The 24,857-nt window shown below is 60.4% G+C and carries 12 protein-coding genes; 4 read left to right on the top strand and 8 right to left on the bottom strand.

Annotated elements, in window-relative coordinates:
• Window positions 1-273: 273 nt before the first annotated feature.
• The 6 genes from U1A53_RS05290 to U1A53_RS05265 all read right to left on the bottom strand — a co-directional run bounded on the left by U1A53_RS05290 (window position 274) and on the right by U1A53_RS05265 (window position 4,776).
• A complete protein-coding gene (locus U1A53_RS05290) occupies window positions 274-1,170 on the bottom strand; it encodes a TIM barrel protein (protein WP_322279453.1) in 897 nt (298 codons plus the stop codon).
• Between the two features lie 44 nt (window positions 1,171-1,214).
• Complete coding sequence (locus U1A53_RS05285; protein WP_322279452.1) at window positions 1,215-1,529, bottom strand: type II toxin-antitoxin system RelE/ParE family toxin; 315 nt, start codon at window positions 1,527-1,529, stop codon at window positions 1,215-1,217.
• Entirely contained in the window at window positions 1,526-1,738 is a 213-nt protein-coding gene (locus tag U1A53_RS05280; protein WP_322279451.1) for an addiction module protein, read from the bottom strand. The genes U1A53_RS05285 and U1A53_RS05280 overlap by 4 nt, the downstream gene beginning before the upstream one ends.
• 44 nt (window positions 1,739-1,782) lie before the next feature.
• Window positions 1,783-2,541, bottom strand: coding sequence for an imidazole glycerol phosphate synthase subunit HisF (gene hisF / locus U1A53_RS05275; RefSeq protein ID WP_322279450.1), 759 nt, complete (start codon window positions 2,539-2,541; stop codon window positions 1,783-1,785).
• Between the two features lie 104 nt (window positions 2,542-2,645).
• The gene (tal, locus tag U1A53_RS05270) at window positions 2,646-3,584 is read right to left on the bottom strand and encodes a transaldolase (RefSeq protein ID WP_322279449.1); all 939 of its coding nucleotides are present in this window, start codon (window positions 3,582-3,584) and stop codon (window positions 2,646-2,648) included.
• A 43-nt stretch (window positions 3,585-3,627) separates the two neighbouring features.
• On the bottom strand, window positions 3,628-4,776 hold the full coding sequence (locus tag U1A53_RS05265; RefSeq protein WP_322279448.1) for a lactonase family protein: 1,149 nt from the start codon (window positions 4,774-4,776) through the stop codon (window positions 3,628-3,630).
• Between the two features lie 126 nt (window positions 4,777-4,902).
• Here U1A53_RS05265 and U1A53_RS05260 point away from each other — a divergent pair, with 126 nt between their 5' ends.
• The 3 genes from U1A53_RS05260 (at window position 4,903) to U1A53_RS05250 (ending at window position 7,181) form a co-directional block, all read left to right on the top strand.
• Window positions 4,903-5,046, top strand: coding sequence for a hypothetical protein (locus U1A53_RS05260; RefSeq protein WP_322279447.1), 144 nt, complete (start codon window positions 4,903-4,905; stop codon window positions 5,044-5,046).
• A gap of 71 nt (window positions 5,047-5,117) precedes the next feature.
• On the top strand, window positions 5,118-6,230 hold the full coding sequence (locus U1A53_RS05255) for a D-TA family PLP-dependent enzyme (RefSeq protein ID WP_322279445.1): 1,113 nt from the start codon (window positions 5,118-5,120) through the stop codon (window positions 6,228-6,230).
• A 486-nt stretch (window positions 6,231-6,716) separates the two neighbouring features.
• Window positions 6,717-7,181 (top strand): EVE domain-containing protein, encoded by a 465-nt coding sequence (locus U1A53_RS05250; protein WP_322279444.1) that lies wholly within the window; start codon window positions 6,717-6,719, stop codon window positions 7,179-7,181.
• A gap of 61 nt (window positions 7,182-7,242) precedes the next feature.
• On the opposite strand, the gene U1A53_RS05245 is transcribed toward U1A53_RS05250, so the two are convergent.
• Both U1A53_RS05245 and U1A53_RS05240 read right to left on the bottom strand, forming a co-directional pair.
• Complete coding sequence (locus U1A53_RS05245) at window positions 7,243-8,712, bottom strand: sulfatase (RefSeq protein WP_322279443.1); 1,470 nt, start codon at window positions 8,710-8,712, stop codon at window positions 7,243-7,245.
• A 150-nt stretch (window positions 8,713-8,862) separates the two neighbouring features.
• Window positions 8,863-10,380 (bottom strand): sulfatase, encoded by a 1,518-nt coding sequence (locus U1A53_RS05240; RefSeq protein ID WP_322279442.1) that lies wholly within the window; start codon window positions 10,378-10,380, stop codon window positions 8,863-8,865.
• Window positions 10,381-10,721: 341 nt separating this feature from the next.
• Between U1A53_RS05240 and U1A53_RS05235 the strand changes: the two genes are divergently transcribed.
• Entirely contained in the window at window positions 10,722-24,368 is a 13,647-nt protein-coding gene (locus U1A53_RS05235; protein ID WP_322279441.1) for an autotransporter-associated beta strand repeat-containing protein, read from the top strand.
• Window positions 24,369-24,857: the final 489 nt, after the last annotated feature.

Raw genomic sequence — 24,857 nt, 5'->3', positions numbered from 1 at the left:
TCTCGATCCTCAGCGAGGGTACGGAGCCGCTGCGGTGAGAGAGAACGTAGGCCGGATGTGTTGGGCGCAAAAGAACCCCGCATCTGGCGTGATGCACATCGCCCAACTATCCGGCTTTGCGCATCCGATAGCTTCACCGATACCCAAATCGGCCGGATAGTCCGGCGAAGGATGCAAAGCGTGCATGCGGAGTGCAACGCGCCGGACACATCCGGCCTACGGTTCTGCGGCGCTGATTCTGAACAAGGGCAGCTCAACGGCTGCTACAACCACTCACCCCACCGTGCAGATCTGCACGCCCTGCTTGAGCGAGGCGAGCTTGTCTTTGCGCTTGGGGATGAACTCCTGGCCGAGGTAGCCGGTGTAACCGGTTTCCTGGATGGCTTTGATGATGGCGGGGTAGTTCAGCTCCTGCGTCTCATCAATTTCGGCCCGGCCGGGGACGCCGCCGGTGTGGTAGTGGGCGAAGGATTCGTGATCGCGGCGGATGGTGGCGATGACATCGCCTTCCATGATCTGCATGTGGTAGATGTCGTAGAGCAGCCGGAAGTGCGGTGAGGCGAGTTTCTTCACAAGGCTGACGCCCCAGGCGCTGTGGTCGCACATGTAGTCGGGATGGTTCACCTTGCTGTTGAGCAGCTCCATCACCAGCGTGACACCGAGCTTCTCGCACAACGGCAGCAGGCGCTGGAGGCCTTTGGCGCTGTTTTCGAGGCCCTGCTCGTCGCTCATGCCTTCGCGGTTGCCGCTGAAGCAGATGACCTGTTTGAAACCCGCTTTGGCAGAGTCTCTCAACAGCGGCTCGTAGGCTTGCACGAGCAGGTCGTGATGCTCGACACGGTTCCAACCCTTCGGAATCGGCCCGATTTTCACGCCACCGGGACCTTCGATGGTGGGATAGCTGACCATGGCGCAGTGCAGACCATGCTTCTTCACCGTGGCAAAGTCCTTCGGATCGAGCAGCTCGACGGACTCCAGGCCGATCTCCTTCGCCGCGAGACAGAAATCCTCCAGCGGGATGTCCTTGTAGCACCACTTGCACGCGGAGTGACGCACCTTTCCGCCTGCGGCCTTGTCAGCGGCTTCGATCTGCGTTTGCAGCATTGCGGCGATGGCGCTGACGCTGGCGAGGGTTCCGAACTGACGGCGGGAGAGATTTTGCGGAGTCATGCGTGCAGCCTACACGGATGGCATATGCGATTCCAAGCAGAGAATCACGACTTCCTGCCTTTGAGCAGCGACTGGATGGACTTCGGCTCACGACGCATGTCGAGAACAGCGACGACGGTGGTCACTCCAGGCTCGATCACATAGTAAATCGCGAAATAAGATCGCCTGATGATGGCACGACGGAAGCTGCGATACTGTCTGGGGAACATGTCCGGGTTCCATTCGATCCACGAAACACTCTCGCGGAAACGCTCCTGAAAGTCATTCGCACCATTCAGTTTCCATGAATCATAAAAGTCACGTGCATAGCGGAGATCATGCTCCACGATCTCCAAAAACTCGACGGACTGGCTTTTCACCGTTTGGCGACGCGACGTTCGAGTTCCTTGAGCGAAATGCGCTTCACCTTGCCATTGCGATAATCACTCCAACGTTGATCCAACGTTTCCTGATGCCAGACGGGAACTTTGGAGCTGTCGTCCACGCTGGACTGCCAAAGCTCGTCAGCAAGTTTCATGCGCTGGCCTTTCGGCAGGCGTGCGAGATCAGGAAAGTCCGTGAGGCTCATAGCCTGAGTGTATGCCACCTCCGTGTGCAGGCAAGAATTGCTTGTTATAGACGCACCGGCACACCGCGTGCGCCCAAATATTTCTTCACATCACCGACGGTGAATTCACCGAAGTGGAAGATGCTGGCGGCGAGGACGGCGTCGGCTTTGCCATCGCGGAGAACATCGACCATGTGGTCGAGATTGCCCGCGCCGCCGCTGGCGATGACAGGAATGGTGACGGCTTCGCTCACCGCACGAGTTAAAGCGATGTCGTAACCGGCCTTGGTGCCGTCGGAGTCCATGCTGGTGAGCAGGATCTCGCCCGCGCCGCGTCGGCAGACTTCAGCGGCCCATTCGACGGCGTCGAGTTCGGTGACGTTGCGACCACCGTGGGTGAAGACAGTCCAGGAGCCGCGGTCGTTGCGTTTGGCGTCGATGGCGACGACGAGGCACTGACAGCCGAAGGCGTTGGCGGCTTCGTCGATGACGTGCGGCGTTTTGACGGCTGCGGTGTTGATGCCGACTTTGTCGGCACCGGCCATGAGCATCTCGCGCATGTCCGCCACGGTGCGGATGCCGCCACCGACGGTCAGCGGCATGAAGCAGCTCGCGGCGGTGCGTGCGACGACATCGACCATCGTTTTGCGTTCCTCGTGACTCGCGGTGATGTCGAGAAAGACGAGTTCATCGGCTCCCTGCGCGTTGTAAACCATCGCGCACTCCACCGGATCGCCTGCATCGCGAAGCTGCAGGAATTTCGTGCCTTTGACGACACGGCCTTCCTTCACGTCGAGGCAGGGAATGATGCGTTTGGTGAGCATGGGAGCGGAACTGTCCAGGAGTGGTCAAGAGGTCAAGAAATCGTCAAGAAGTGGCCGTCTTGACCTCTTGACGACGACTTGACCATTGCTTGACGCTTTGGGCCTCAGCCCAAGGCCGCCTTCACCATCGTTTCGAGCTTCACGATGTCCTTGGCGAAGTTGCGGATGCCTTCGGCGGTCTTTTCAGTCGCCATGGCGTCTTCGTTGAACAACCAGCGGAAGGTTTTTTCATCGCTGCCGATACGCTCGATCTTGAGGGACTTGGCGTTGGCGGCGTTGAGCTTCGGCGTGAGGGCTTCTTCGCTCGCGGCGAGTTCGCCGAGCAGGCCGGGGCTGATAGTGAGCAGGTCGCAGCCGGTGAGTTCAGTGATTTCACCCTTGTTGCGGAAGCTGGCGCCCATGACCTCGGTCGTGTAGCCGAAGTGCTTGTAGTAGTTGTAGATCTGCGTCACGGAGATCACACCTGGATCTTCGGTGGCGGCGTAATCCTTGCCGGTGCTCTTCTTGTGCCAGTCGAGGATGCGGCCCACGAACGGCGAGATGAGCTTGATGCCACCTTCGGCGCAAGCGACGGCCTGCGCGAGACTGAACAGCAGCGTGAGGTTGCAGTTGATGCCTTCCTTTTGCAGCACTTCGGCGGCTTTGATGCCTTCCCAGGTGGAGGCGATCTTGATGAGGATGCGCTCGCGGCTGATGCCGGCTTTTTCATACATGCCGATCAGATGGCGTGCCTTGTCGATGTTTGCCTGTGTGTCGAAGGACAGACGGGCATCGACTTCGGTGGACACGCGGCCGGGAACGATCTTGAGGATTTCGAGGCCGAAGGCGACGACGAGTTTGTCCATCACACCGTCCACGCCGCCAGATTTGCCATCAGCGATTGCCTGATCGACAAGCGCTTTGTACTCCGCCTTCTGCGAAGCGGCGAGGATGAGAGAAGGATTCGTCGTGGCGTCCTGGGGCTTGTAGGCCTTCATGGCTTCGAAGTCGCCGGTGTCGGCGACCACGACGGTGTGCTGCTTGAGCTGGTCGAGTTGGGTCATAATCTGGGGTTTTGGGGGGCGCGAGAATACGGTCAATGGCGGGTTAATCAAGCGCCAGGAAACGCACACAGATGCTGCCGGGAACGTTCACCTTGGTGCCGGTGAAGGTGAGCTTGCCGCTGTCTTGATCGACCTTGAAAAGCGCCGCCGTACCGCTGTTCTGGTGCGCGGCGATGAGCCACTTGCCGGTGGGGTCGAGGCAGATGTTGCGGGGGATTTCGCCTTCGACGGGGACGTTTTGCAGCAGCGTGAGCTTCCCGGTGGCCGGATCGCAGGCGAAGACGGCGATGGTGTCGTGCGTGCGGTTGGAAACATAGACCACGCGGCCGTTCGGATGCGCGAGGCTCTCGGCGGTGCTGAGGCCGGTCTTGCCACGGTCGGCTTCCGGCAGGGTGGAGACGGTTTCGATCTCGGTGAGCGCGCCTTTTTCAGCGTCGTAAGCGAAGACGGTCTCGGTCATGGCCATCTCGTTGTTTACGAAGACGTATTTGCCGCTGGGATGGAAGGCGAGGTGACGCGGGCCGCCGCCAGCAGGCGTTTTGGCAAAGGCGGGCTCGTTGGGCGTCAGCTTGCCAGTGGCGGGATCGACTTTGTAGATGAGCACTTTGTCCAAGCCGAGATCGCAGGCGAAGGCGAAGCGGTTGTCAGGGCTGAAATTGACGGAATGCGCGTGCGGACCGGCTTGGCGCTTCGGATCGGCACCGGAGCCTTCGTGCTGGAAGAAGCTGGCGGCTTCGGAAACAGAGCCGTCGTCCTTGATGGCATACGAGGCGACGCTGCCGCTGCCGTAATTCGCAAGGGCGGCCATCTTGCCGGTTTTATCGACATTCACATGGCAGGGACCGCTGCCGACCGCACTGGCTTGATTGATCGGCGTGAGCTTGCCGGTTTTGAGGTCGATGCCGAAGGAGCTGATGCCGCCGCCTTTTTTGCCATCGGGCGTGGTGACATCGCCAATCGTGTAGAGGTATTTTTTCGACGGATGAATCGCGAGGAAGCCCGGATTGCCGGCCTCGGCGGCGAGTTCCGGCTGCGTCAGCTCGCCGGAGGCGGAGTTGAACCGGGCGACGTAGATGCCCTTGCTGCCGTTTTTGGCGTTCGTGTTGGTGCCGAAATAGACGAGGAAATTTTCCCCGGCGATGGCGGTGGTGGTGAGGGCGGCAAAGGTGAAGGCAAGGGTGGCTCGTGTCATGGTGCCCCGATGCTGACGGTGTGTGGCAGCGCGGTCAAGCCTGCACTGTGAGTCGTCGGATGAAGGTATTTCATCCAGTCCATTTGTCCGCTTGCTCCTTCTCGAAGGAAGCCGCAGTTTCCGTCCATGAAGCCGAACCTGTTTTTTCTTGCCGCCGCTCTCGTGATGCTCTCCGGCTGTGACGGATTCAAACCCGTGGATCTCGAGCCTGACGAAAAAGAACCGACCTACGACACCAAGCAGGACAACTGGATGCCGAAGAACAGCTAGCGCCAGTCTGGCGCTCAAATCTGCATCACGCCCGCATTTGACCGCGCCAGCGGTGCTCGCCACGATGAGCCATGCATCCCGCCTGGTTCCACGTCGAAAACGAAGCTGACATCCCATCGCCCGCACTGCTGTTCTACCGCAGTCGCATCGAGCACAATCTGCAACTCATGCTCAAGATCGCGGGCAATGCGAAACGCCTGCGCCCGCATGTGAAGACGCACAAGACTGCGGAGGTCATCGCGATGCAGATCAAGCTTGGCATCACGAAGTTCAAGACCTCCACCATCGCTGAAACAGAAATGTGCGCCGCCGTCGGTGCCACCGATGTGCTGCTCGCCATGCCCTGCGTCGGCATCAATGCGCATCGTCTGGCCGAACTCGCGGTCAAATTTCCCGAAACGCAGTTCTCCAGCATCGCCGATGCCGAGGAGACCATCGGCTTTCTCGCCACCGCCGCGCAGCAGCACAACGTCACCCTCGGTGTTTACCTGGATTTCGATTGCGGCATGGCCCGCACCGGCATCGTGCCCGGTGATGCGGTCGCGATGCTGGCGCATGTCATCAAGGACATGCCGCGACTCCAGTTTCGCGGTCTCCACGCCTACGACGGCCACATTCATGACGAAAGCCTTGATGTGCGTCGCGAGCGCTGCGATGCCGCGTTCGAGCCGGTGTTGCAGTTTCGCTGCCGTTTGCAGGGCGAGGGCATCGTCGTGAAGGAACTCGTCGCCGGTGGCTCACCGACGTTCGGCATCCATGCGGGATATGACGACCGCACCCTCAGCCCCGGCACCACCGTGCTGTGGGATTTTGGTTATGGAGACAAATACCCCGCCGATCTGCCCTTCCAGCCCGCCGCCGTGCTGCTGGCCCGCGTCATCAGCAAGCCGGGCACGAACCGCATCACGCTCGACCTCGGCCACAAATCCGTCGCCCCTGAGAACCCGCATCCTCGCGTCCGCTTCGAGGAACTGCCCGATGCCGTCGCCGTGATGCAGAGCGAGGAGCATCTCGTCCTCGAAACCGATCGCGCCCACGAATTCACCATCGGCCAAGCACTCCACGGCATCCCACGTCACGTCTGTCCGACCGTTTCGATGCATGGCGAGGCTTACGTCATCGAAGTCGGCAAAACGACCGAACGTTGGCCCATCACGGCGCGGAACCGGCTGATCACGGTGTGATTGTCAGACTCAGACGTTTGTGAGTGAGCTGGGATCGTGCCAAACGTCAATGTAGGCTCCATCTGTTAGAAACCGCCAGCCAGGAGGCAGCGAGAGAAACGGCAGAGCGAGAGGGCAATGCTCTGCCAAGTGCTCGTAGCACATTGGTTGGAAAAAGTCATCCGCAGCAGACCATTCCCCGGCCCACAAGAACCAACCGTTGGTTCCATCGTCAGGACTTACGCGCACTCCTTGAATTGGAGCGAGATGCAGTGTCTGAAGAGCAATGCCAACGCGTGAACTTGGTGACGGCGGGTCAAACACGGCATGGTGTTGTGCGCATGTGTCTTTTTGTGCGTCGATTATCTCAGACATGGTTCTCATCCTGACGCGGTTACTTTACAAAGATTCTGGCCATCGAGGCAACATCACAGTCTGAACTTTTAATAGAAGCTTGAACTTGGATTTCCCTTTCCGTGACTTCCGTGTATTCCGTGGGGCAATTCCATGAATCACTGGCTTCTCAAATCCGAACCTGATGTTTTTTCCTTTGACCATCTGAAGGCGCGCCCGAAGAAGACGGAGCCGTGGAATGGGGTGCGGAATTATCAGGTGCGGAACATGATGCGGGATCAGATGGCGGTGGGCGATCTGGGGTTCTTTTATCACTCCAGTTGCGACGTGCCGGGCATCGCGGGAGTGGTGAAGATCGTGAAGGAGGCGTATCCCGATCACACGCAGTTTGATCCGTCCTCCGAATATTTTGATGAAGGCAGCAAGCGCGAGGAGCCGCGCTGGCTGATGGTGGATGTGAAGTGGGAGGCGGACTTCAAAACCTTCGTGACGCTCGACATGCTGCGCGCTGACGCGAAGCTGGCAGACATGCTGATCTTGCGACGCGGGAACCGGCTTTCCATCACGCCGGTGGAGCAGAAGCATTGGGACCGCATTTGCAAGCTGGGCGGGGTGTAGCACGAGTTTTCTAACTCGTGGTTTGGAGAGAGGGGAACGAGTTGGAAAACTCGTTTTACGTTTAAGGCAGCGTTTTGGCGATCTTGTTGAAGCCGGGTCGCACGGTGCCATCGGTGGCGATGAGAGGCAGCGGATTTGCCACGCGACCAAGTTCGCGCACGCCGGGAGCGTCTTTGGTTTTGTCGCCGAGGTCGGCCTTCATGGTTTCGGCGTGCTTTTGGAGCTGCGCGACGATGTCAGGATGATCGGCGACGACGTTTTTGGCTTCGCCGATGTCGGAGTCGAGGTTGTAGAGCTCGTTTTGAGCGAGGTGGAGTTTCCACGGGCCGCTGCGAACGGCCTGAAGATTGAAACCGCTGTAGTAGTGGAAGACGTCGTGACCGGTGGCGTCTTTTTGGCCGAGGAGAACGGGGGAGATGTCTTTGCCATCGAACTTGAGTTCTTCGAGGCTTTTGCAGCGGGCCAAAGTGCCGAAGGTGGGCAGCCAGTCCATGTGGGAGGTGGTGGCCTTGGTTTGTGAACCGGCGGCGACTTTACCGGGCCACCAGGCGATGGTGCAGACGCGCATGCCGCCTTCGAGGGTGCTGCCTTTGCCGCCGCGGAACGGAGTGTTGTCGGCGCCTTGCTGAAGCGGGCCGCCGTTGTCGCTGGTGAAGATGACGAGCGTGTTCGCATCAAGCTTCAACTCGCGCAAGGTGTCGAGAATCTGGCCCACGCTCCAGTCCACTTCGAGCACCCAGTCTTTTTGCAGGCTGATGCCGGATTTGCCGATGTAGTCCTGATGCGGGTAAAGCGGGAAGTGGACGGCGTTGTGCGGGAGGTAGAGGAAGAAGGGCTTCTGCTGGTTCTCGCGGATGAATTTCACGGCGCGTTCAGTGTAACGGCGGGTGAAGGTGTGGTGCTCGGCGGCCTTGACGCGCTCGACGACGTTGCCGTCATCAACGAGCGGCAGCGGCGGCTGCGAAGCGCCTTTGAGGCCGGTTTCGTCGCCACCAACCTGTTTGGGATCGACACCTTTTTTGGCGACTTCCTTTTCTGGCGGGATGGGTTTGTCAGGATTGCTCTTCGAGCCTTCGCTGCGCGGCCCCATGTCGTTGGAATAGGGAATGCCGAAGTAGTGGTCGAAACCTTGAGCGGTGGGGAGAAACTCGGGCTGATCGCCGAGATGCCATTTGCCGATGCAGGCGGTGGCGTAGTCCGCGCCTTTGAGCACTTCAGCGACGGTGGTGGCACTTGGATTCAATCCGACTGCGGCCGCCGGAAACAGCACGCCGGGAATCGGCAGGACGCGTTTCGGGTAGCAACCGGTCATCATGGCAGCACGCGAGGGCGAGCACACGGGTGCGGCGTAGTGGCTGGTGAGCTTCATGCCTTCCTTCGCCATGCGATCAAGCTGCGGCGTGGGCACTTTGCCGCCGAAGGGGCTGATGTCGGCGTAACCGAGGTCGTCAATGTTGATGAGGATGATGTTCGGAGAAGCCGCGAAGAGCGAAGGGCTGAGGGCGAAGAGGAGGGCAAGGAGCGATTTCATGAGGTCGATTTGAAGCGATGGTAAGCAGCCGGGTTTCGGAGTTGAGGGGCGGGTCTGGACGTCAAGGAGTGGTCAAGGGGTCAAGAAGGTGACACTGAAACATCTCAACGATGATTGACCATTCCTTGACCTGCTTGACGGCGCAGCACCTCACAGATCGATGAGCATGGGCGAGTACATCACGTTGCCTTCGGGAATTTTGGGTGTTTCGCCGCTGGGTGGGAAGGTGGTCTTCACAGCGGAGTGGAGTTGTTCGGCGAGTTTGGCCTGCGCGTCGGCGTGCGCAGGTTTGTCGGCGAGATTGGTGAGTTCCTTGGGGTCGGTTTCGTGGTCGTAGAGTTCTTTGCCGGCACGGCCTTCGTCCCATTCGGTGTAGCGCCAGCGGTCGGTGCGGAGGGCATAGCCGAAGATGCGTTTGCCGTTGTCGCCAGCGGCGGCGCTGGCACCCTGACGTTTGAAGCCGCCGCCGCGGACGACCTGGCTGAGCACCCAGCCGCGGCCTTTGGCGTCGGGGTCTTTGAGGATGGGGACGAGGCTTTGACCTTGGAGATTTTCGGGGGCTTTGACGCCGCAGAGTTCGGCGAGGGTGGGGTAGAGGTCGATGAGGCCGACGGGGGTGTTGGCCACAACGCCTTTTTTGGCCCCGGGACCGGCGATGAGCAGCGGGACGCGAGCGCTTTCTTCAAAGATGCTCTGTTTTTGCCAGAGGCCGTGCTCGCCGAGGTGGTAGCCGTGGTCGCTGGTGAAGACGACGATGGTGTTGTCGGCGAGGCCGAGGCGGTCGAGGGCGTCGAGGACTTTGCCGGCCTGGGCGTCCATGAAGCTGATGGCGGAGTAGTAGGCCTGCACGGCCTGACGGCGGAGATCGTCGGTGAGTTTGTCCTGCTCTTTTTTGTAGCTGCCGAGTGCGGGGGTGGGGAGATCGGCCTGATCTTCCTTAACTCCCTGAACGACGGGCATTTCGGCCTCGGGGTAGCCTTTGAACCATTTCTCCGGCGAGACATAGGGCGTGTGCGGACGGAAGAAGCCGAGGGCGAGGAAGAAGGGGCGGTCTTTGTCGCGGGCGCAGCGTTCGAGCACCCACTCGGCGTCCTTGGCTTGGAGACCGTCGGTGTGTTGTTCGTCGGGACGTGGGGAGGCGTACCAGCTCAAGGTGCCGCCGAAGTTGCCGGGGATGAGGGAGAAGATGTTGGGGTGTTCTTCGAGGCGGTCGCAGCCGGCGGGGTTGAGTTCGAGTTCCCACGAGGCGGGGTCGTCGTGGCCGTTGGTGCCGATGGAGTTGGGGACGCCGTAGTGGTAGAGCTTGCCGATGCGGGCGGCGAAGTAGCCGCCGCGACGAAAGGCCTGTGGCAGGCTGATGTGGTTGGGGATGGTCTGGCGGAAGAGTTGGGAGTTGGTGAGGATGCCGGTGCTGTTGGGGTAAAGCCCGGTGAGGATCGAGTTCCGGCTGGGACCGCAGAGCGGGAACTGGCAGGCGGCGTTTTGGAAGCGGACACCGCGTGCGGCGAGCTTGTCGAGATTGGGCGTTTTGACGAGCGGGTGACCGTAGCAGCCGAGGCTGTTGTTGAGGTCGTCCGCCATCATGAACAGTACGTTCGGACGCGGGGCGGCGTGGAGGGCTGAAAGAGCGAAAAAGGCGGCAGCGGTGAGGAGGGTCGGGAGTCTCATGACGGCACCTGAAACGCGATGTGAAGAAGTGTCTTGCGACGGAATCCAGCATGCCTGTCACTGATGATCGAGATCTCCGGTGGAAAGACTTGATCAGCATGCTCAAAGGGCATCAATAAGCTGATTTCTCAGTCTTAGTCTCGGTCATTTGCCCGTATTAAAACGGCCAGCTTTAGAACTCAAAATCAATGGCGGGCTGGCTGGCAAAAGAATGAACTTTTTTGCTTGTTCGTGGTCACTCAGAACCTTCATACTGTAAATTCAAACTTAGTTTGAAGAGGGCCTTCGCGGAACTGCGGTTGCGTCGAAAGCGTTTTTTTTGCACCCAACCCATGACTGTTATGAAGCACTTTCGCGCCTACCGCCGATCCATCAGCACCTTGATGATCTCACTCATGGCCTTCTGGCAGATCGCCCAGCCCTTGCAGGCGGCGACCTTTTACTGGGACACGGACACCAGCACTGCCGGCAACAATGCCGATGGCACGGGTCTCGGGGGCACGGGCACTTGGAACACCTCCACCATGAATTGGTGGGATACGACCAACCTCGTGGTGTGGCCGAACACCAATGTGGATGAGGCTGTTTTCAGCGTCCCGTTTTCGATTCTTCCGACGCTCAATACCGTGACCCTGATCTCTGGCATCACGGCCAATCAGCTCCGCTTCCTGCGCAGCGGGTACACGCTCACGGGAGGTGATCTCACCCTGGCGGGGACGACGCCGACACTACATGCCAACTTGGGTGAGTCCGCCACGATCGACAGCCAGATCCTCGGCTCCGCCGGGTTCACGAAGACTGGTGGTGGCTCCATTCGCCTCTCGAACAACGTCAATGCTTACACGGGCATCACCACGATCAGCAACGGCTCCCTCATCATCACTGGTCAGGGGGCGCTGGGTGCGAGCGGCTCCCCCATCGTTGTCGCGGCTTTCAATCCGTATGTGGGAGCCAGTTCCCTTGGCGTCAACAACCTGCGAGGTTTCGGCGGCGGCTCTTTGGTGCTCGATGGCACGGGCGGCAACATCACCATCTCCCGTGATCTGTCCCTCCAAGGCAGAGGACCGGTTGGGGATAACGGTGCGGCCCTCGTCAGCACCGGGAACAACACCCTGTCTGGCACAGTGGACATGGGGGTTGCTTTCAGTGGCACGAATATGAACACCCGCATCATTGCTGCGGACGGCACGCTCAATCTCACCGGTCCGCTTAATGTTCAGGGTGTCGCTGCGACCACCATCAACTCTCTCGGTGGAATAAATCAGGCGGGTGCCAGCTCCTACGACATCTCCGGCGTCCTCGCCGGCTCGGGCACGCTCGAGAAGAGTGGAGGGGGCACCTTGTTTCTCAGTCCTTCCGATTCCTCGGGTTTCTCCGGCACCATCCGGGTCAGCGGCAGCGCCGCCAGCGGGCAGAGCGAGGTCCGTATTGATTCTCCGGGTGTGCTCGGCACACGCACCAGCGGGACCACGGGTGCGGTTCTGGACCTGAATGGCGGCATACTGGCCGTGCTGATGGACACGCCGGACGTCAAGGTTTCGAATGGCACCAATGCGAACGTCTATTTCCGTGCTGCCAGCACCATCTTTGCGGACCATACACCGGGCAGTTCCGCCAAGGATCAGACGGTCGCGTTCGGCAACATGTCTTTTGAAGACAATATTACGCTGACCTTCAACAGCAGGAACGGCTACGGCATGAGCTTCACCACCGCGCCGGTAAACGGGGGCAACGAGCAGAGCACCTTCACCAATAACCTCCAAGGGGGTGCATTGCTCAGCTTCACCGGGAATTTCTGGAGCAATACGGATAACGGTGCTGCCCGCACGATGACCATCGGCGGTGCCGGTAACACCCTGATTAACGGCAGCATTATCGCCACCTCCGTCGCCTTTAACCACAATCTCACTAAGACCGGTGCCGGCACGTTGACCCTCACCGGCACGGCTTCGACCTTGGACGGAAACGTTAGCGTCAACGGCGGCACCGTGGCGATCAGTGACTGGCGCGCGATCACGAACAACACCTCTACGGTCAACATCAACGCTGGTATCCTGAGCGTCATCGGCAACAACGTCTCGCTGGCGAACCTCACCACCAGCAAGGTGATCAACCTTTCGGGCACGACGGGTGCCGCGACCATTCTCGCCAACCAGACCGGCACCAGTCCAGGCTTGGTGCTGAACGCGGACTTCACCGCCACGGGTGCAGGCACCAAGACGCTTACCTTGGGCGGTACGAACATCGGGGCCAACACAATCAATGGGGCCATCGTTCAAAATGGCTCCACGCTGGTGACTAAGATCGACGCGGGTCGCTGGATTCTGGCTGGCACCAACACCTACACCGGGGCCACCACCATCTCGAACGGCACACTGCAATTGAAGGCCAATGCCGCGAGTTCGACCATCCTTGCCGATGCGTCGGCCATCGTGTTCAACGCCACCAACGTCTATGCGGGTGGGATTCTGGAACTGCTCGGCCAGGCCAGCACCAACAACGTGGAAACCCTCGGAGTCCTGACTCCTACCGCTGGTTCGGGCACCGTCAGGCTCACTCCTGGAAGCGGTGGGACCGCCTCGATTGTCTTCGCCTCGCTCGGCGCTGTCGGCGGCGGCAGCACGGTGAACATCGTCGCGCCCACCAGCGGTGATACCGTCAAGTTTACGACAACTGCTATCGTGAATAACATCGCGAATGCCGGTCTCTATTACAATGGCTCTGACTTCGCCTTTGTGCCAGGAGCTGCGACGGCCCTGCGCGCGCCGAATTACACGACCGATACGGACTTTGCCACCACCTCTACCGCGCTGACGGCGGCGCGCAGCATGGAGATCACGGGCGCTGGCTTCAGCAACGCGGCGGTGACCATCGACTCTCTCCGAATCAATGGAGCGACCGCCCTCAACATGACCGGCCTCCTGACGATCCGCACCGCAGGCACAGCGAATGCCTCGGGCGGTATCATTCAGACCGGCGGCTCCGGCTCCATCACGGGCACCGGCGTCAGCACCGGTGGCAGCGGTGCGCTGGTCATCAATGTGGATGGCGGGGCCAACTCGCTGTCACTTGATGCTCCGATCACCGCGACGACCACGGGTGGCTTTACCAAGGTGGGCGCAGGCACCTTGCGTCTGGGCGGCACGAACGCTCAGACCGGCACGATCACCATCAACGAAGGTACCGTGCGTCTCGCTGGCGCTGATCGTTTGGGCGCTGCCGCCGCGCTGACCATCCGTCAGGACGGCATCCTCGAACTGAACGGCGTCACGCTCGCGACCAGCACCAACGCCTTCAACAACAACGGTATCGTGCGCAATACCAGTGCCACTACCGATGTCACCTTCACGGTCGGCGGTGCCAATGGCACTGGCACCTCCCTCGGTATCATTGAGGACGGCGGGGTCGGCAAGGTGAGTGTGGTCAAACTTGGCACAGGCGGCCAGTCTTGGCTGGGCCTGAGCACCTACACTGGTAGTACAACGATCGGCTCCACGGGCATCGTGACCATTAACAATCTCCAGAACGGCACCAACCCCAGCGGCATCGGTGCCTCCAGCAATGCGGCTAGCAACCTCATCTTCAACGGCACCAGCGCCACTCAGGCATACGGGGGGCTCAGCTACACGGGCACGACCAACGACGAGACGGACCGTCTCTTCACCTTCAATGGTGGTGCCGATGGCGGGGCGCGCATCCAGTCCAACGGGGTCAATGGCGCGACGAGCAGTTGGACCAACACCGGGGCGCTCCTTTTTGGTGCCAATGCCACTGGCAATCCCCAGGGTCTCGTCCTCGGGGGGGCGTCCACCGGAGACAACCGTTTCTTCCCGATCATCAACGACAACGGCGCTGCGGCTACTTCCGTTTACAAAGCGGATGCTGGCCTCTGGTTCCTGGAAGCCACGAACGGCTATTCGGGTGCCACGACGATCCGTGGCGGTGCTCTTTCGGTTAGCGACGGCATCAGCCTTCCGACCGCTTCGAACTTGGTCCTGGATGGAGGTTCCCTCGCCAGTTCCGGAGCCTTTAGCCGCGCCATCGGCACGGGTGCTGATCAGGTTCAGTGGACGGCGCATGGTGCAGGTGGATTTTCCGCAGGAGGCTCGCCGCTGACGGTGGATCTCGGCACGGGCAACGTCTGGGGCAGCACGGCGGGTTTCCTCGGCACGGGTGCCCTGCTGTTGAACAATTCCGGAGTTTCCCGCTCCGACGTGGACATCATCAGTGGGTTTGAGATTACGCTAGGCGCTGCAGTTACGGTCAACGCCACGACCACCGCAGCTAGCGCCACGGTCACTCTCACCAGCGGCACCACCGCTGGCTTGGCCATTGGACAGACGATCGCGAACAACCCGAACATCCCGGCGGGTTACACGATCGCGACCATCACGAGTCCGACGACCTTTACCCTGAATTCCGCCACAGGCGTGACTGCGGGCACCAGCGTCGCCACCGACACTCTTGCTGGCGGCTACCGCCAGATCAATGTGGGTGACTTTACCAGCGTTGGATCGGACTTTGCCACCATCAGCGGCATCATCACCGGAGCTGGTAATCTCGCCAAAGAAGGCACGGGCATCTTGAATCTGCGAGCAGCCAATACCTACACGGGCCAGACCTTGCTGAGGGCGGGCACCCTTGTGGTGGAGACACTCGGCCTCAGCACCTCGCCGGGCAATACCAGCGTCGGTAACTCGGCCCTTGGCAACACGGACGCCGGGGCCATTGCCATCGGCAACGGCGGCACGGGCGCAGGCATTCTGGAATACGTTGGCACCGGCGAGACCAGTGACCGCAAGATCCGGCTCAACACCACGACGGGCAGCGTTCAACTCCACGCCGACGGCACCGGTCCGCTGATCCTCACCAACGTGGCCAATGACATGGTCGCCGGTGCCAAGACCCTGTTCCTGCGCGGCGTCAATGCCGGTGGCAACATGATAACCAGTCAGTTGTCCGATAACGGGGGGATTCTTGGGGTCACCGTGGACAGCTCGGCGACGTGGATACTGACCAACAACAACAACTACACTGGTGGAACTTCGGTGACCGGCGGTGCATTGGGGATCGGGCATGACAACGCACTGGGAGGCACCGGCACCTTGACGATCAGCAACGGGACCGTTTTCGCCTACGGTGGCGACCGCACGATCTCCAATCCCATCACGCAGTCCGCTACGAGCGGCACCATCGCGGGCTTCACCGGCGATTACAGCATCAACCTCACGGGACTCTGGACGGATCCCTCCACGACGAGCACCACGCGTTTCATCCGGAACAACATCGTGTCCGGCAAGACGCTGACCCTCAGCGGCAACTACTCCGCGACCGCCGGAACCACCAGTCTGGGCATTGGATTCGACGGCTCGGGCGACACGATCCTCAATGGCATCTTCAGCAGCACGATGCCCAGTTTCGGGGTCATCTATGCGGGCACCGGAAGCCTCACCCTGGGTGGAGCCAATACTTACACCGGGCGGACGAGGATCACATCCGGAACGCTCCGTCTGGGTGCAAACGAAGTGATTCCCAACGGGGCCGTCAATCCCGCGAACAACGAAGTCGTTTTGGATCCCGGTTTGGGACTGACCGCCACCCTTGATCTCAATGGCAAGACCGAGACCATCAATGGGCTCACCGCGAACACGGCTGGCACCGCCATCATCGACAATACTTCTGGCACTGCGGCTTCGCTGACCTTTGGGGCAAACGATCAGGCAGTGACCATCGGCGGCATCGGAAATTACACGATCACCGACAGTGGAGCGGGTGCGCTTTCGATCACCAAGACAGGCACGGCCAGTGCCTCGATCCTCACAGGGGTGACGCTCACCTATCAAGGCACCACTAACGTCAACGGCGGCTCGATGTCCATTGCCTCCGCCCTCAATGGTACAACGGGTTTGAGCGTGACCAATAGCGGCAGCGCCCTGACCCTCAGTGGCGGGATCACCTCCCCATCTGCCATCACGAGTGTCGTCGTTGAGAACGGCGGGCTTCTCAACCTCCTTGACGGCGCGGGCAGCAAGTTCAGCGGGCTGACCAGCCTTCAACTTGGCTCTAGCGGTGGCACTATGACCAGCCTGAATCTCAATGTTGGCGATCTCACCGTGGATGGCGATGAATTGAACACGGATACCTTCATCCTTACCACTGGAGGCACGCTCTCTCTTTTTACCGGCAATCAAATCACCTTCAACCTCACGGACACCGGGCTGAATGCCGGGCAGACTTATGAATTGCTCAATTTCGTGGACGGCGGGTTCACGAGCGGGGTGCTCGCGAACACCGACTACATCCTCGGGGCCACCCCGGGCGGCTTCAGTTCCATCACACTGACGGCAAATAACAACAGCGTCTTCATCACCACTGGAACGCTCATCACGGGTTCTTCCTACTGGCGCGGACTGACCGACAACACTTGGAATGCCAATGCCAACAACTGGTCCCAAGACAAGGCTGGCACCACTCCCGCCCTTTCCACCCCTGGGCAGGGCACAGACGTGATCTTCCAGTGGGACGCACCCACGAACGCTGCCGTGACAACAACGCTGGAGCAGAACTTCAAGGTCAACTCGCTGACCTTCGAGGCATCCACGACTCCTGCCAACACGCCGACTTCGGTGACGATCGGCCCCGGTCTCGTCACGACGAACCGCATCGAGATCGCCCCACAACTTGCGACCGACGGCATCAAGATCACGGCAGGCGGACCTGCGGCGGTGACCATCAGCGGCCCCGTGCGCCTCGGCGGTCTGGCCACCAGTCAGACTTGGAATGTGGCGGACGCTGGTTCCGTCCTGTCCCTGGGCTCGCTCTTGGGCGAGAGAGACGTGACCAAGACAGGTCTTGGCAAGGTCACACTCACCGCTGCTGCCGACCCGACCTTCAATAGTGGCGACACGGCCGACGTGACGATCAATGCAGGCACGCTGGAAATGACCAACGTGGCGGCCCTCGGTGACGCGGTGAACGGCAACTTCGCCACCGTCACCGTCAATACCGGCGGTGTATTTTTCTACAACGGAGCCGCCAGCACGACGACCAATCTGGCCATGCCTCTGACGCTTGCGGGTGGCACGCTCTCCGCCGGTACTGCGACCCAGACCTACAGCGGCACGGTGAATGTCAGTGGTAACTCATTCATCAACATGCGGGACAGCAATTCCGCCGTCGTTTCCACTGCGGCCCGGAGCATCACCCTCACCAACGTGCTCAGCGGCTCGGGCAGGCTGACGGTGGACAGCGTGGACACGCTCACTGCCGGCAATGCGGAAACCGGCACCCTCACGATCAACAACCTGGCCAATACCTGGGACGGCGAACTGGCCTTTGAACGCGGAACGGTGGACTTCACCTCCCTCCCAGCGACTGCGGCCAATGCCGGTCACATAGGTGCAGTGACCTTCAACACGCTCGGGCGGGTCATTTACCGGAATATCAACGGTCAGACCCTCAATCGCACTGGTGCCTTGACCTTTGCCGCAGGGTCCATTGGAGAGGTGTTGATTGACAACATCAGCGCTGTTCTCGCCAGCGACTATGTGGTCAATCAGAACGGGGTCACCACTCTCGGTTCCGGTGGCACGGGTGCCTCGGCCCGCTTTACCGTTAATGATGCCTCCAGCACGCTCAACCTTGCCGGAAACGTCATCCTCGGCGGCAACAGCAGCATCTCCGCAGACGGAGGCGATGCCGACTCTTTTGTCACCATTTCCGGAATCATCTCTGATGGCGGTTCCGGCTATTCACTCGCGATCAATGATGACGCGGGTGCCTGGGCAGTGACCAATGACATCATCCGCCTCACCGGGGCGAATAGCTTCACCGGGAACATCTCTCTCTCAGAAGGTGCACTGGAGTTCAACACTGTCACGGACATCAGCGGTGGTGCCAGTTCACTTGGCAACGGCGCGGCCGTTACCATCGCCGGCGGCACGCTCCGCTTCATTGGCGCCAGCGCACAGTCCACGAATCGCCCGATCAGCATCACTGGCACCGGCATCCTCTCGGCCAACGGCACGGGCGGAGCCGCCATCACTTACAGCGGCGCAATTAACATTGTGTCAATCACCGATGGGACAAAGATCACGCTGACCGGCGCAGCCGGCAGCGAGGGCATCATCAGCGGGGGAATCACCCAGACAGGGGATGAAGCGGATATGACGGTTACTGGAGGCACCTGGACACATACCACTGCGACCAGCCGCGTTGGCGATGCCATGGTCGTCACCGGTGCCGACACGATCCTGAATCTGAACAGCGGGTTATTCCAGGTGCGCGACGACTTTGCCGTCATCGCCGGAGCTACTCTGAACCTGAATGGAACCGGTGTCCTCTCATACAATACGCCGACCCTCACCTCGGGCACCCTCCAAGCTTACACCAATGGGGTGATCAATCTGGGAGCCAACGATGCGGTGGTCGCCACGGAGTTCGACGAACTGAGAATCGGCACCGACGGAGCAGGGGTGGGTACGTTCAACATGAGCACCTTTAACCAGACCGTGACGGGGTTCATTTTCGGGAACCGCAACCTTGACCGCTCCGGCCTTGTCAATGGAACCGGCACCCTCACCGTGACGGGCAATTTCGACCTCTACGGCGGCACGGTGAACGCGAACCTCGCCTCTCCGTTAGCGGCTACCGAAGCGATGGAGAAGATCAGTTCTAACACCGTGACGCTCACCGGCGATAACAGTGGCCTCCTCTCCACCGGCGACACCATCGTTTACGACGGCATCCTGAACCTGAATTACACGGTCAGCAATACCCCCAAGATCAATGTGACCCAGCCGCTCGACATGCGCGGTGCCAGGGTCAACCTCATTGGCAACAACGGCGCGGCCACCACACAGAGCGTCACCGGTCTCACTCTTGCCACCGGCGGCTCGAGCACCATCCAGGTCACCGGCGGCACAGGGCAGGATGCTGTGCTGAACTTCGGTGCCATCACCCGGGGCAATCTTGCCCAGGACGGCACCATCCGTCTCATGCTGCCAGGCGGGACGCAGAGTGCCACCAATGGTATCACCACCACCAGCCCCAACAGCGCCTTCGGCATGCTCGGCACTGGTGCCACGGTCACCTCTGACGCGGCCTACGCCACGGTGGAAGATGGGACAGGGACTTGGTTTGCCACGAAGAATACGGCGGGCGTTGGTCTCGGCAACATTGTCGCCCTCGCCTCGACGCCCAAGAATGATGTCACCACATGGCTGACAGGTGACCACATCACCGATGAAACCACAGGTTTCACCGGCACGCTTCAGAGAGCCTTCATCAACAGCCTGCGCTTCAATACAGCGGGCGGCTCCGATGTGGCCATGTCGAACACTGGCGTTCTCATCATCGGCAGCGGTGGGTTCCTCATCACCAGCAACGTGGGCGGCACGCCTTCCATGATGGGGGGCACGCTGGCTTCGGGTGCCACAGAGCTTGTGATCACCCAGGACAGCACCCAGAGCTTCGAGATTAGCTCCGACATCCGCATCAACCAAGGAGTGACGAAGACGGGTGCCGGAACCCTCTTGCTCAGTGGAAATAATGTTTACACCGGGTTGACCGAAATCCAGGAGGGCACCCTACAAGTCTCCGGCAACTCCATCGGCGACACCTCGATCGTCACGCTCTCGGCCAGCAGGCCCACGACCCTCGAACTGCTTGCGGATGAGACCATCGGTCGTCTCCAGGGTGGTTCGCGCAATACGGACGGGGACTATGGCACCGTGGCCGTCGGCTCCCACACCCTGACCATCAACAACAGCGGCGGCAGCACGACCTTTGCGGGCTTCTTCACGGGGGATGGCAATATCATCAAGCAGGGGACGCACAACCTAGCCTTGAGCAACGTCAGCACCGGCTTCACTGGCATACTCACTGTGGAGTCCGGTCTGGTCACCATCAATGGCATCGGCCAGATCAATGCCAGTAACATCCGCATCAACAAAGGCGGCACGCTCGACATCGACAACACGGCCACCACAATCACCACGACGCGAATTCTTGACACCACACCGATCACTCTGAACTCGGCCGACGGCTTCTTTCAGGCGTCTCCGACCATCGTGCGCGGACTCAGCCTTCGGAACAACAACGACGCCACCCGGGATGAAACCGTCGGACTCATCACCCTCAACACGGGAGCCAGCTACATCGGCATGGAAGCCAGCTCCACCAATGATGACGCGGACTTCATCATCAGTGATCTCGTCCGCCTCAACGACGCGACGCTGAACGTGCGCGGCACGAACCTCGGCGGTGCCTCTTCTCAGGAAAACGAGTTCCGTATCGGCGACGCGACCAATCAGACGGCGTTTATCGCGAATGCAGCCAACCTCGTCGGCGGAGGCGGAGCAGCCGCGTCGCAGAACATCAGTATCGTGCCGTGGGCCATCGGTGAGTCCACCGCCGGAGCTCTCGCAGCCACGCACATGGGTAACTCGCTCGTGACCTATGTGAGCGGTTCTGGTTTCCGCCCGCTTACTTTGGCGGAATACAATACCTTTGGTGCCCAGGTGCTGCCGACGGATAACATCCGCGAGTCCCTCACGGGGGCACTCGCTGTTGCTTCGGGCCCCGCAAAAACCATCAATGCGCTCGTGCTGCACAATGCCAGCCTCGCCAGTGCCACCCATGCGGTCACCGGCGCTGGTGTCGGCGAGTCCCTCGCAGTCACTAGCGGAGCGATGCTTTTCACACTGGACCCTGCGGCAGTGGCCGGAGATTACGGCATCACCTTTGGAGGCTTCGACAGCGGCATCACCGTCGGTGCCACCAATGAATACGTCATCCACGTCGTGAACCCCGATTCAGGTGCCCCGACCAAGGCCCTCACGGCCACGATTTCCTCGCCCCTTACCTCTGCTGCGGACATCACCAAATCGGGCCGTGGCACTCTCATCTTATCCGCCGTGAACACCGCTGGCGGAGGTGCCAACAAGACCACAGTCAACGAAGGCATCCTCGAAATCGCCGACCTCGACAACATCGGCGGTAACACAGGTTCCCTCGTCTTCGCTGGTGGCACCCTTCGCCTCGGCACAACTTTGACTGACGATATTTCACTTCGCACGATCACCCTGCTGGATGGCGGTGGCACGATCGACACCAACACCATCGATCTCGCCCTTGCCAACAGCGTCGGCTCCGGCCTCGGCGGTCTCACCAAGGTCGGCTTGGGCAATCTAACCTTGAACGCCGCCGCCACCTACACTGGAGCGACAGTGGTCAGCGGCGGCACGCTGACCGTCGGTGCCAACAATGCCACCGGCAACGGTGGTGCCCTTAGCATCGGTGCAGGAGCCACTCTGGCTCTCGGCACCAACAGCATCACCGCCAGTCTTGTCTCCACGAGTGGTGCCAGCCCAGTCATCACCGGCACGGGCACGATCAACGCCTCCACCGGCTTCTTCTTCAGCAACACGGGTGATATAACGGTGGACGCGGTGCTGGCAGGTTCGGGCGGGCTGTTTAAAAATCAGACCAACATCCTCACCTTGGCCGGTCTTAGCACCTACACCGGAACAACAGAGATTCAGTCCGGCACACTGAGCTTCAACAGCATCGCCAACGTCGGCGGTGGAGCCAGCGCGCTCGGCGCTCCGACCACGGCGGAGGCTGGCATCATCCGCATGGGCCTGACCACCACAGCCACCACTCTTACCTACACCGGCACCGGTCACACCAGCGGCCGACTCATCGGCATGCAGGGGACCACGGGCGCTGTAACCCTGAACGGTAGTGGTTCTGGTGCCATCGGCTATGGCGGTGCCCGCTTTGAAATGGCCGGGAACAAAACCCTAAACCTCGGCGGCACTTCAGATGTCGCTCTGATCAACTCCATCGGTACCCTCACCGAGATCGGTGGCGTGCTAAGCCTCATCAAGACTGACACCAACACCTGGAATCTCAACCAGTCCAACTCCTACACCGGCGCAACGAGCATCAACAATGGTATCCTCCGCCTCTCCGCTGTGCAGAACCTGACCGGAGCACTCCAGTTCGGCAGCACCAACGCCATCACTACCGCAGGCAGCCTGGAGGTTCAGGAGAACGCCACCTTTGGCAGCATGACGGTGCAGACCAACTCCGCCGTCAATACCAACAACCTTTCGATTGATGCCACCAAGTCGTTGACGATCAACGGCAACGTCATGCTGGGCAGCAGCCTGGCAAGCTCCACCACGTTGTTCGCCGCTTCAGGAGACGGGACATTCATTGTCAATAATACTGTGGCCACGGGCGTCACTTTCCAGGTGGGCAATGCGAACACGAACATCGCCACCGCCGACTTCAGCGCATTGGGTGCCATGAACGTGTCCCTGAACACCACGAGCGGCATCATGCAGGTCAGCAGCACTTCCACGACCAACAGCACTGGCTTTGGAAGTTTGATCCTGGCGAAGGATACCACCATCACCGCGAGCGCTCTCACCGTGGGCGGCGCTGGTTCCTACAATGGCAACGTTGGTCAGGTCAACAGCCTCAAGCTCGGTACGACAAGCAACATCATCCATGTCAACGCCATCAACATCGGCACCGGCTTGCGCGACTTTGGTTCCGTCACCTTCCAGGATGTCACCGGCACGCTCACCGTCCGTGCGGCGGATGGGGTGGGGCGTGCTGCGTTCAACATGGGTACCACGGGTGGTGCAACGGGAGTCGCCACAGTGGCAGGAGCACAGAACACCTTCGACGTGACCGGCCACAATGCTGACCTCTTGCTAGGTGCTGTGGCCATCGGCACGCAGGCCACCCGCGGGGATACGCTGACAAACGTCTTCTCCTTCGACACCGGCACCCTCGACATGACCAGCCTGACGATGTCCGTCAAGACGGGCACGCCCCTCGCGGGAGATCGTGACGTCATTAGCACCGTCAACCTCGGCGGCGGCACTGTCACGATTGGCAGCGGCATCCTGCAAATGGGGCAGACCTCCACATCGGGCAACATCGCCACCGCGACCTTGAACGTCACCGGTGGCGACGTGACCATCGGTGCCACGAGCGGAACGGCCATCACAATGGCATCGGCAGCCGCGGGCACCACGGCCACCGGGGCGGTGAACCTCACCGGCGGCACGACGACCGTGCAGGGCGACATTGTGCGCACTGGCGGCGCGGGCACCACCAGCGCCACCATGACCCTTGACGGTGGTCTGCTCGACATGACAGGCAACGACATCGGAACTGGCGCGAGCACGGTGACCTTCGCCGCCCAGTCCGGCACTCTCACCAAACTCGGCGAACTCAACGGCGGCGGGGTGCTCGACAAGACCACCACTGGCACGCTGACACTGACCAATGGCAACGCCTACACCGGCGGCACCACGGTCACCGCCGGCACCCTCCTCGCCATGAACACCACCGGCTCCGCCACCGGTGCTGGCGCGGTCACGATCCTGACCACCGGCACCCTCGGGGGCACGGGCACCGTGGCCGGCAATGTCCAGGTCAACAGCGGCGGCACGCTCGCCCCAGGAGCCAGCGCTGGCCAGCTCACCCTCACCGGTACCCTGAACATCGATGCTGGCGGCTTCCTCCTCGCTGAAATCGGCGGAGCCACCACCAATGACGCCGCCACCATCTTTACCTACTTCAATGCCAACGGCCAGAGTCTCACCGGCCTCACCATTCAGGCATCGTATGAAAACTACCAGGTCGGCGTCACCCAGCATGACAGCGTCAATGTGACGGGCGCCAGCACACCGGCCATCGCCGGCACCTTCCAGTTCGGCCCCGTGCTCGGCGGTTATGTGCCGCAGTATGGTGACATTTTTGACCTCCTGGACTGGACGGCGGCGGGTGATATCACCGGCGCGACCACCTTCGACTTCACTGCGATCACCCTCGGGGCGGGTCTCGGCTTCAACACCGATCTGTTCGCCAGCAACGGCATCGTCGTCGTCGTCCCCGAACCTTCCCGTGCGCTCTTCCTCCTGCTCGGCCTGCTCGGCCTGATGTTGCGCCGTCGCCGCAGGTAATGGTCCGGCGTGTGGCGGCCGATCGTGAATATCACGGTCTTTGACTCAGGCTGACTGGGCCTGATCAGGAGCCAGGGAATCGTCGCCTCTCCGTCTTTGGGCAGAATTTTGTCCTGTTGACCAAGGCAAGGCAAGGCGTTGGTGGGATGGCATGAAGCCTGAACCTTTTGATGAAACGCCTGCGTCACTCAGCCCGCCGAACCTGGAGTCTGTGTCAGACACCAGCAACTTCGTCGTGCCGGCGGACGCGGGTGATTGTGGGGCTTAATCAGCAGGATTTTAGAGCGAAATAAGGCAATTCCACAGGCCCCATCTCCGGCTTTTTCTTGTAATACAGCCGCGAGGTTAAAGAACTCAAAATCAAAGAGGCGAACAGGCAAAAAAAGAATGAACTTTTGTCTTGTCTGATGCCACGCTAATCCTTTATCGTTTCTTTCCAAAAACTTTATTTGAGGTGGCTTTTGCCGAGACTGTGATGTCGGCAAAATG

Origin of the sequence: Prosthecobacter sp., from assembly GCF_034366625.1 — a bacterium.
In the GTDB taxonomy this organism is placed as follows: Bacteria; Verrucomicrobiota; Verrucomicrobiia; order Verrucomicrobiales; family Verrucomicrobiaceae; genus Prosthecobacter.
The sequence above is the reverse complement of the archived record's forward strand: the minus strand, read 5'-3'. Positions and strand labels throughout refer to the sequence as shown.

What these genes read in the sequence shown, in the direction of transcription:
- U1A53_RS05245 (WP_322279443.1), bottom strand. Translation starts at nt 8,712, where the DNA reads ATGAAATCGCTCCTTGCCCTCCTCTTCGCCCTCAGCCCTTCGCTCTTC.
- U1A53_RS05260 (WP_322279447.1), top strand. Translation starts at nt 4,903, where the DNA reads ATGAAGCCGAACCTGTTTTTTCTTGCCGCCGCTCTCGTGATGCTCTCC.
- U1A53_RS05280 (WP_322279451.1), bottom strand. Translation starts at nt 1,738, where the DNA reads ATGAGCCTCACGGACTTTCCTGATCTCGCACGCCTGCCGAAAGGCCAG.
- U1A53_RS05265 (WP_322279448.1), bottom strand. Translation starts at nt 4,776, where the DNA reads ATGACACGAGCCACCCTTGCCTTCACCTTTGCCGCCCTCACCACCACC.
- U1A53_RS05250 (WP_322279444.1), top strand. Translation starts at nt 6,717, where the DNA reads ATGAATCACTGGCTTCTCAAATCCGAACCTGATGTTTTTTCCTTTGAC.
- U1A53_RS05235 (WP_322279441.1), top strand. Translation starts at nt 10,722, where the DNA reads ATGAAGCACTTTCGCGCCTACCGCCGATCCATCAGCACCTTGATGATC.
- U1A53_RS05290 (WP_322279453.1), bottom strand. Translation starts at nt 1,170, where the DNA reads ATGACTCCGCAAAATCTCTCCCGCCGTCAGTTCGGAACCCTCGCCAGC.
- tal (WP_322279449.1), bottom strand. Translation starts at nt 3,584, where the DNA reads ATGACCCAACTCGACCAGCTCAAGCAGCACACCGTCGTGGTCGCCGAC.
- U1A53_RS05255 (WP_322279445.1), top strand. Translation starts at nt 5,118, where the DNA reads ATGCATCCCGCCTGGTTCCACGTCGAAAACGAAGCTGACATCCCATCG.
- hisF (WP_322279450.1), bottom strand. Translation starts at nt 2,541, where the DNA reads ATGCTCACCAAACGCATCATTCCCTGCCTCGACGTGAAGGAAGGCCGT.
- U1A53_RS05240 (WP_322279442.1), bottom strand. Translation starts at nt 10,380, where the DNA reads ATGAGACTCCCGACCCTCCTCACCGCTGCCGCCTTTTTCGCTCTTTCA.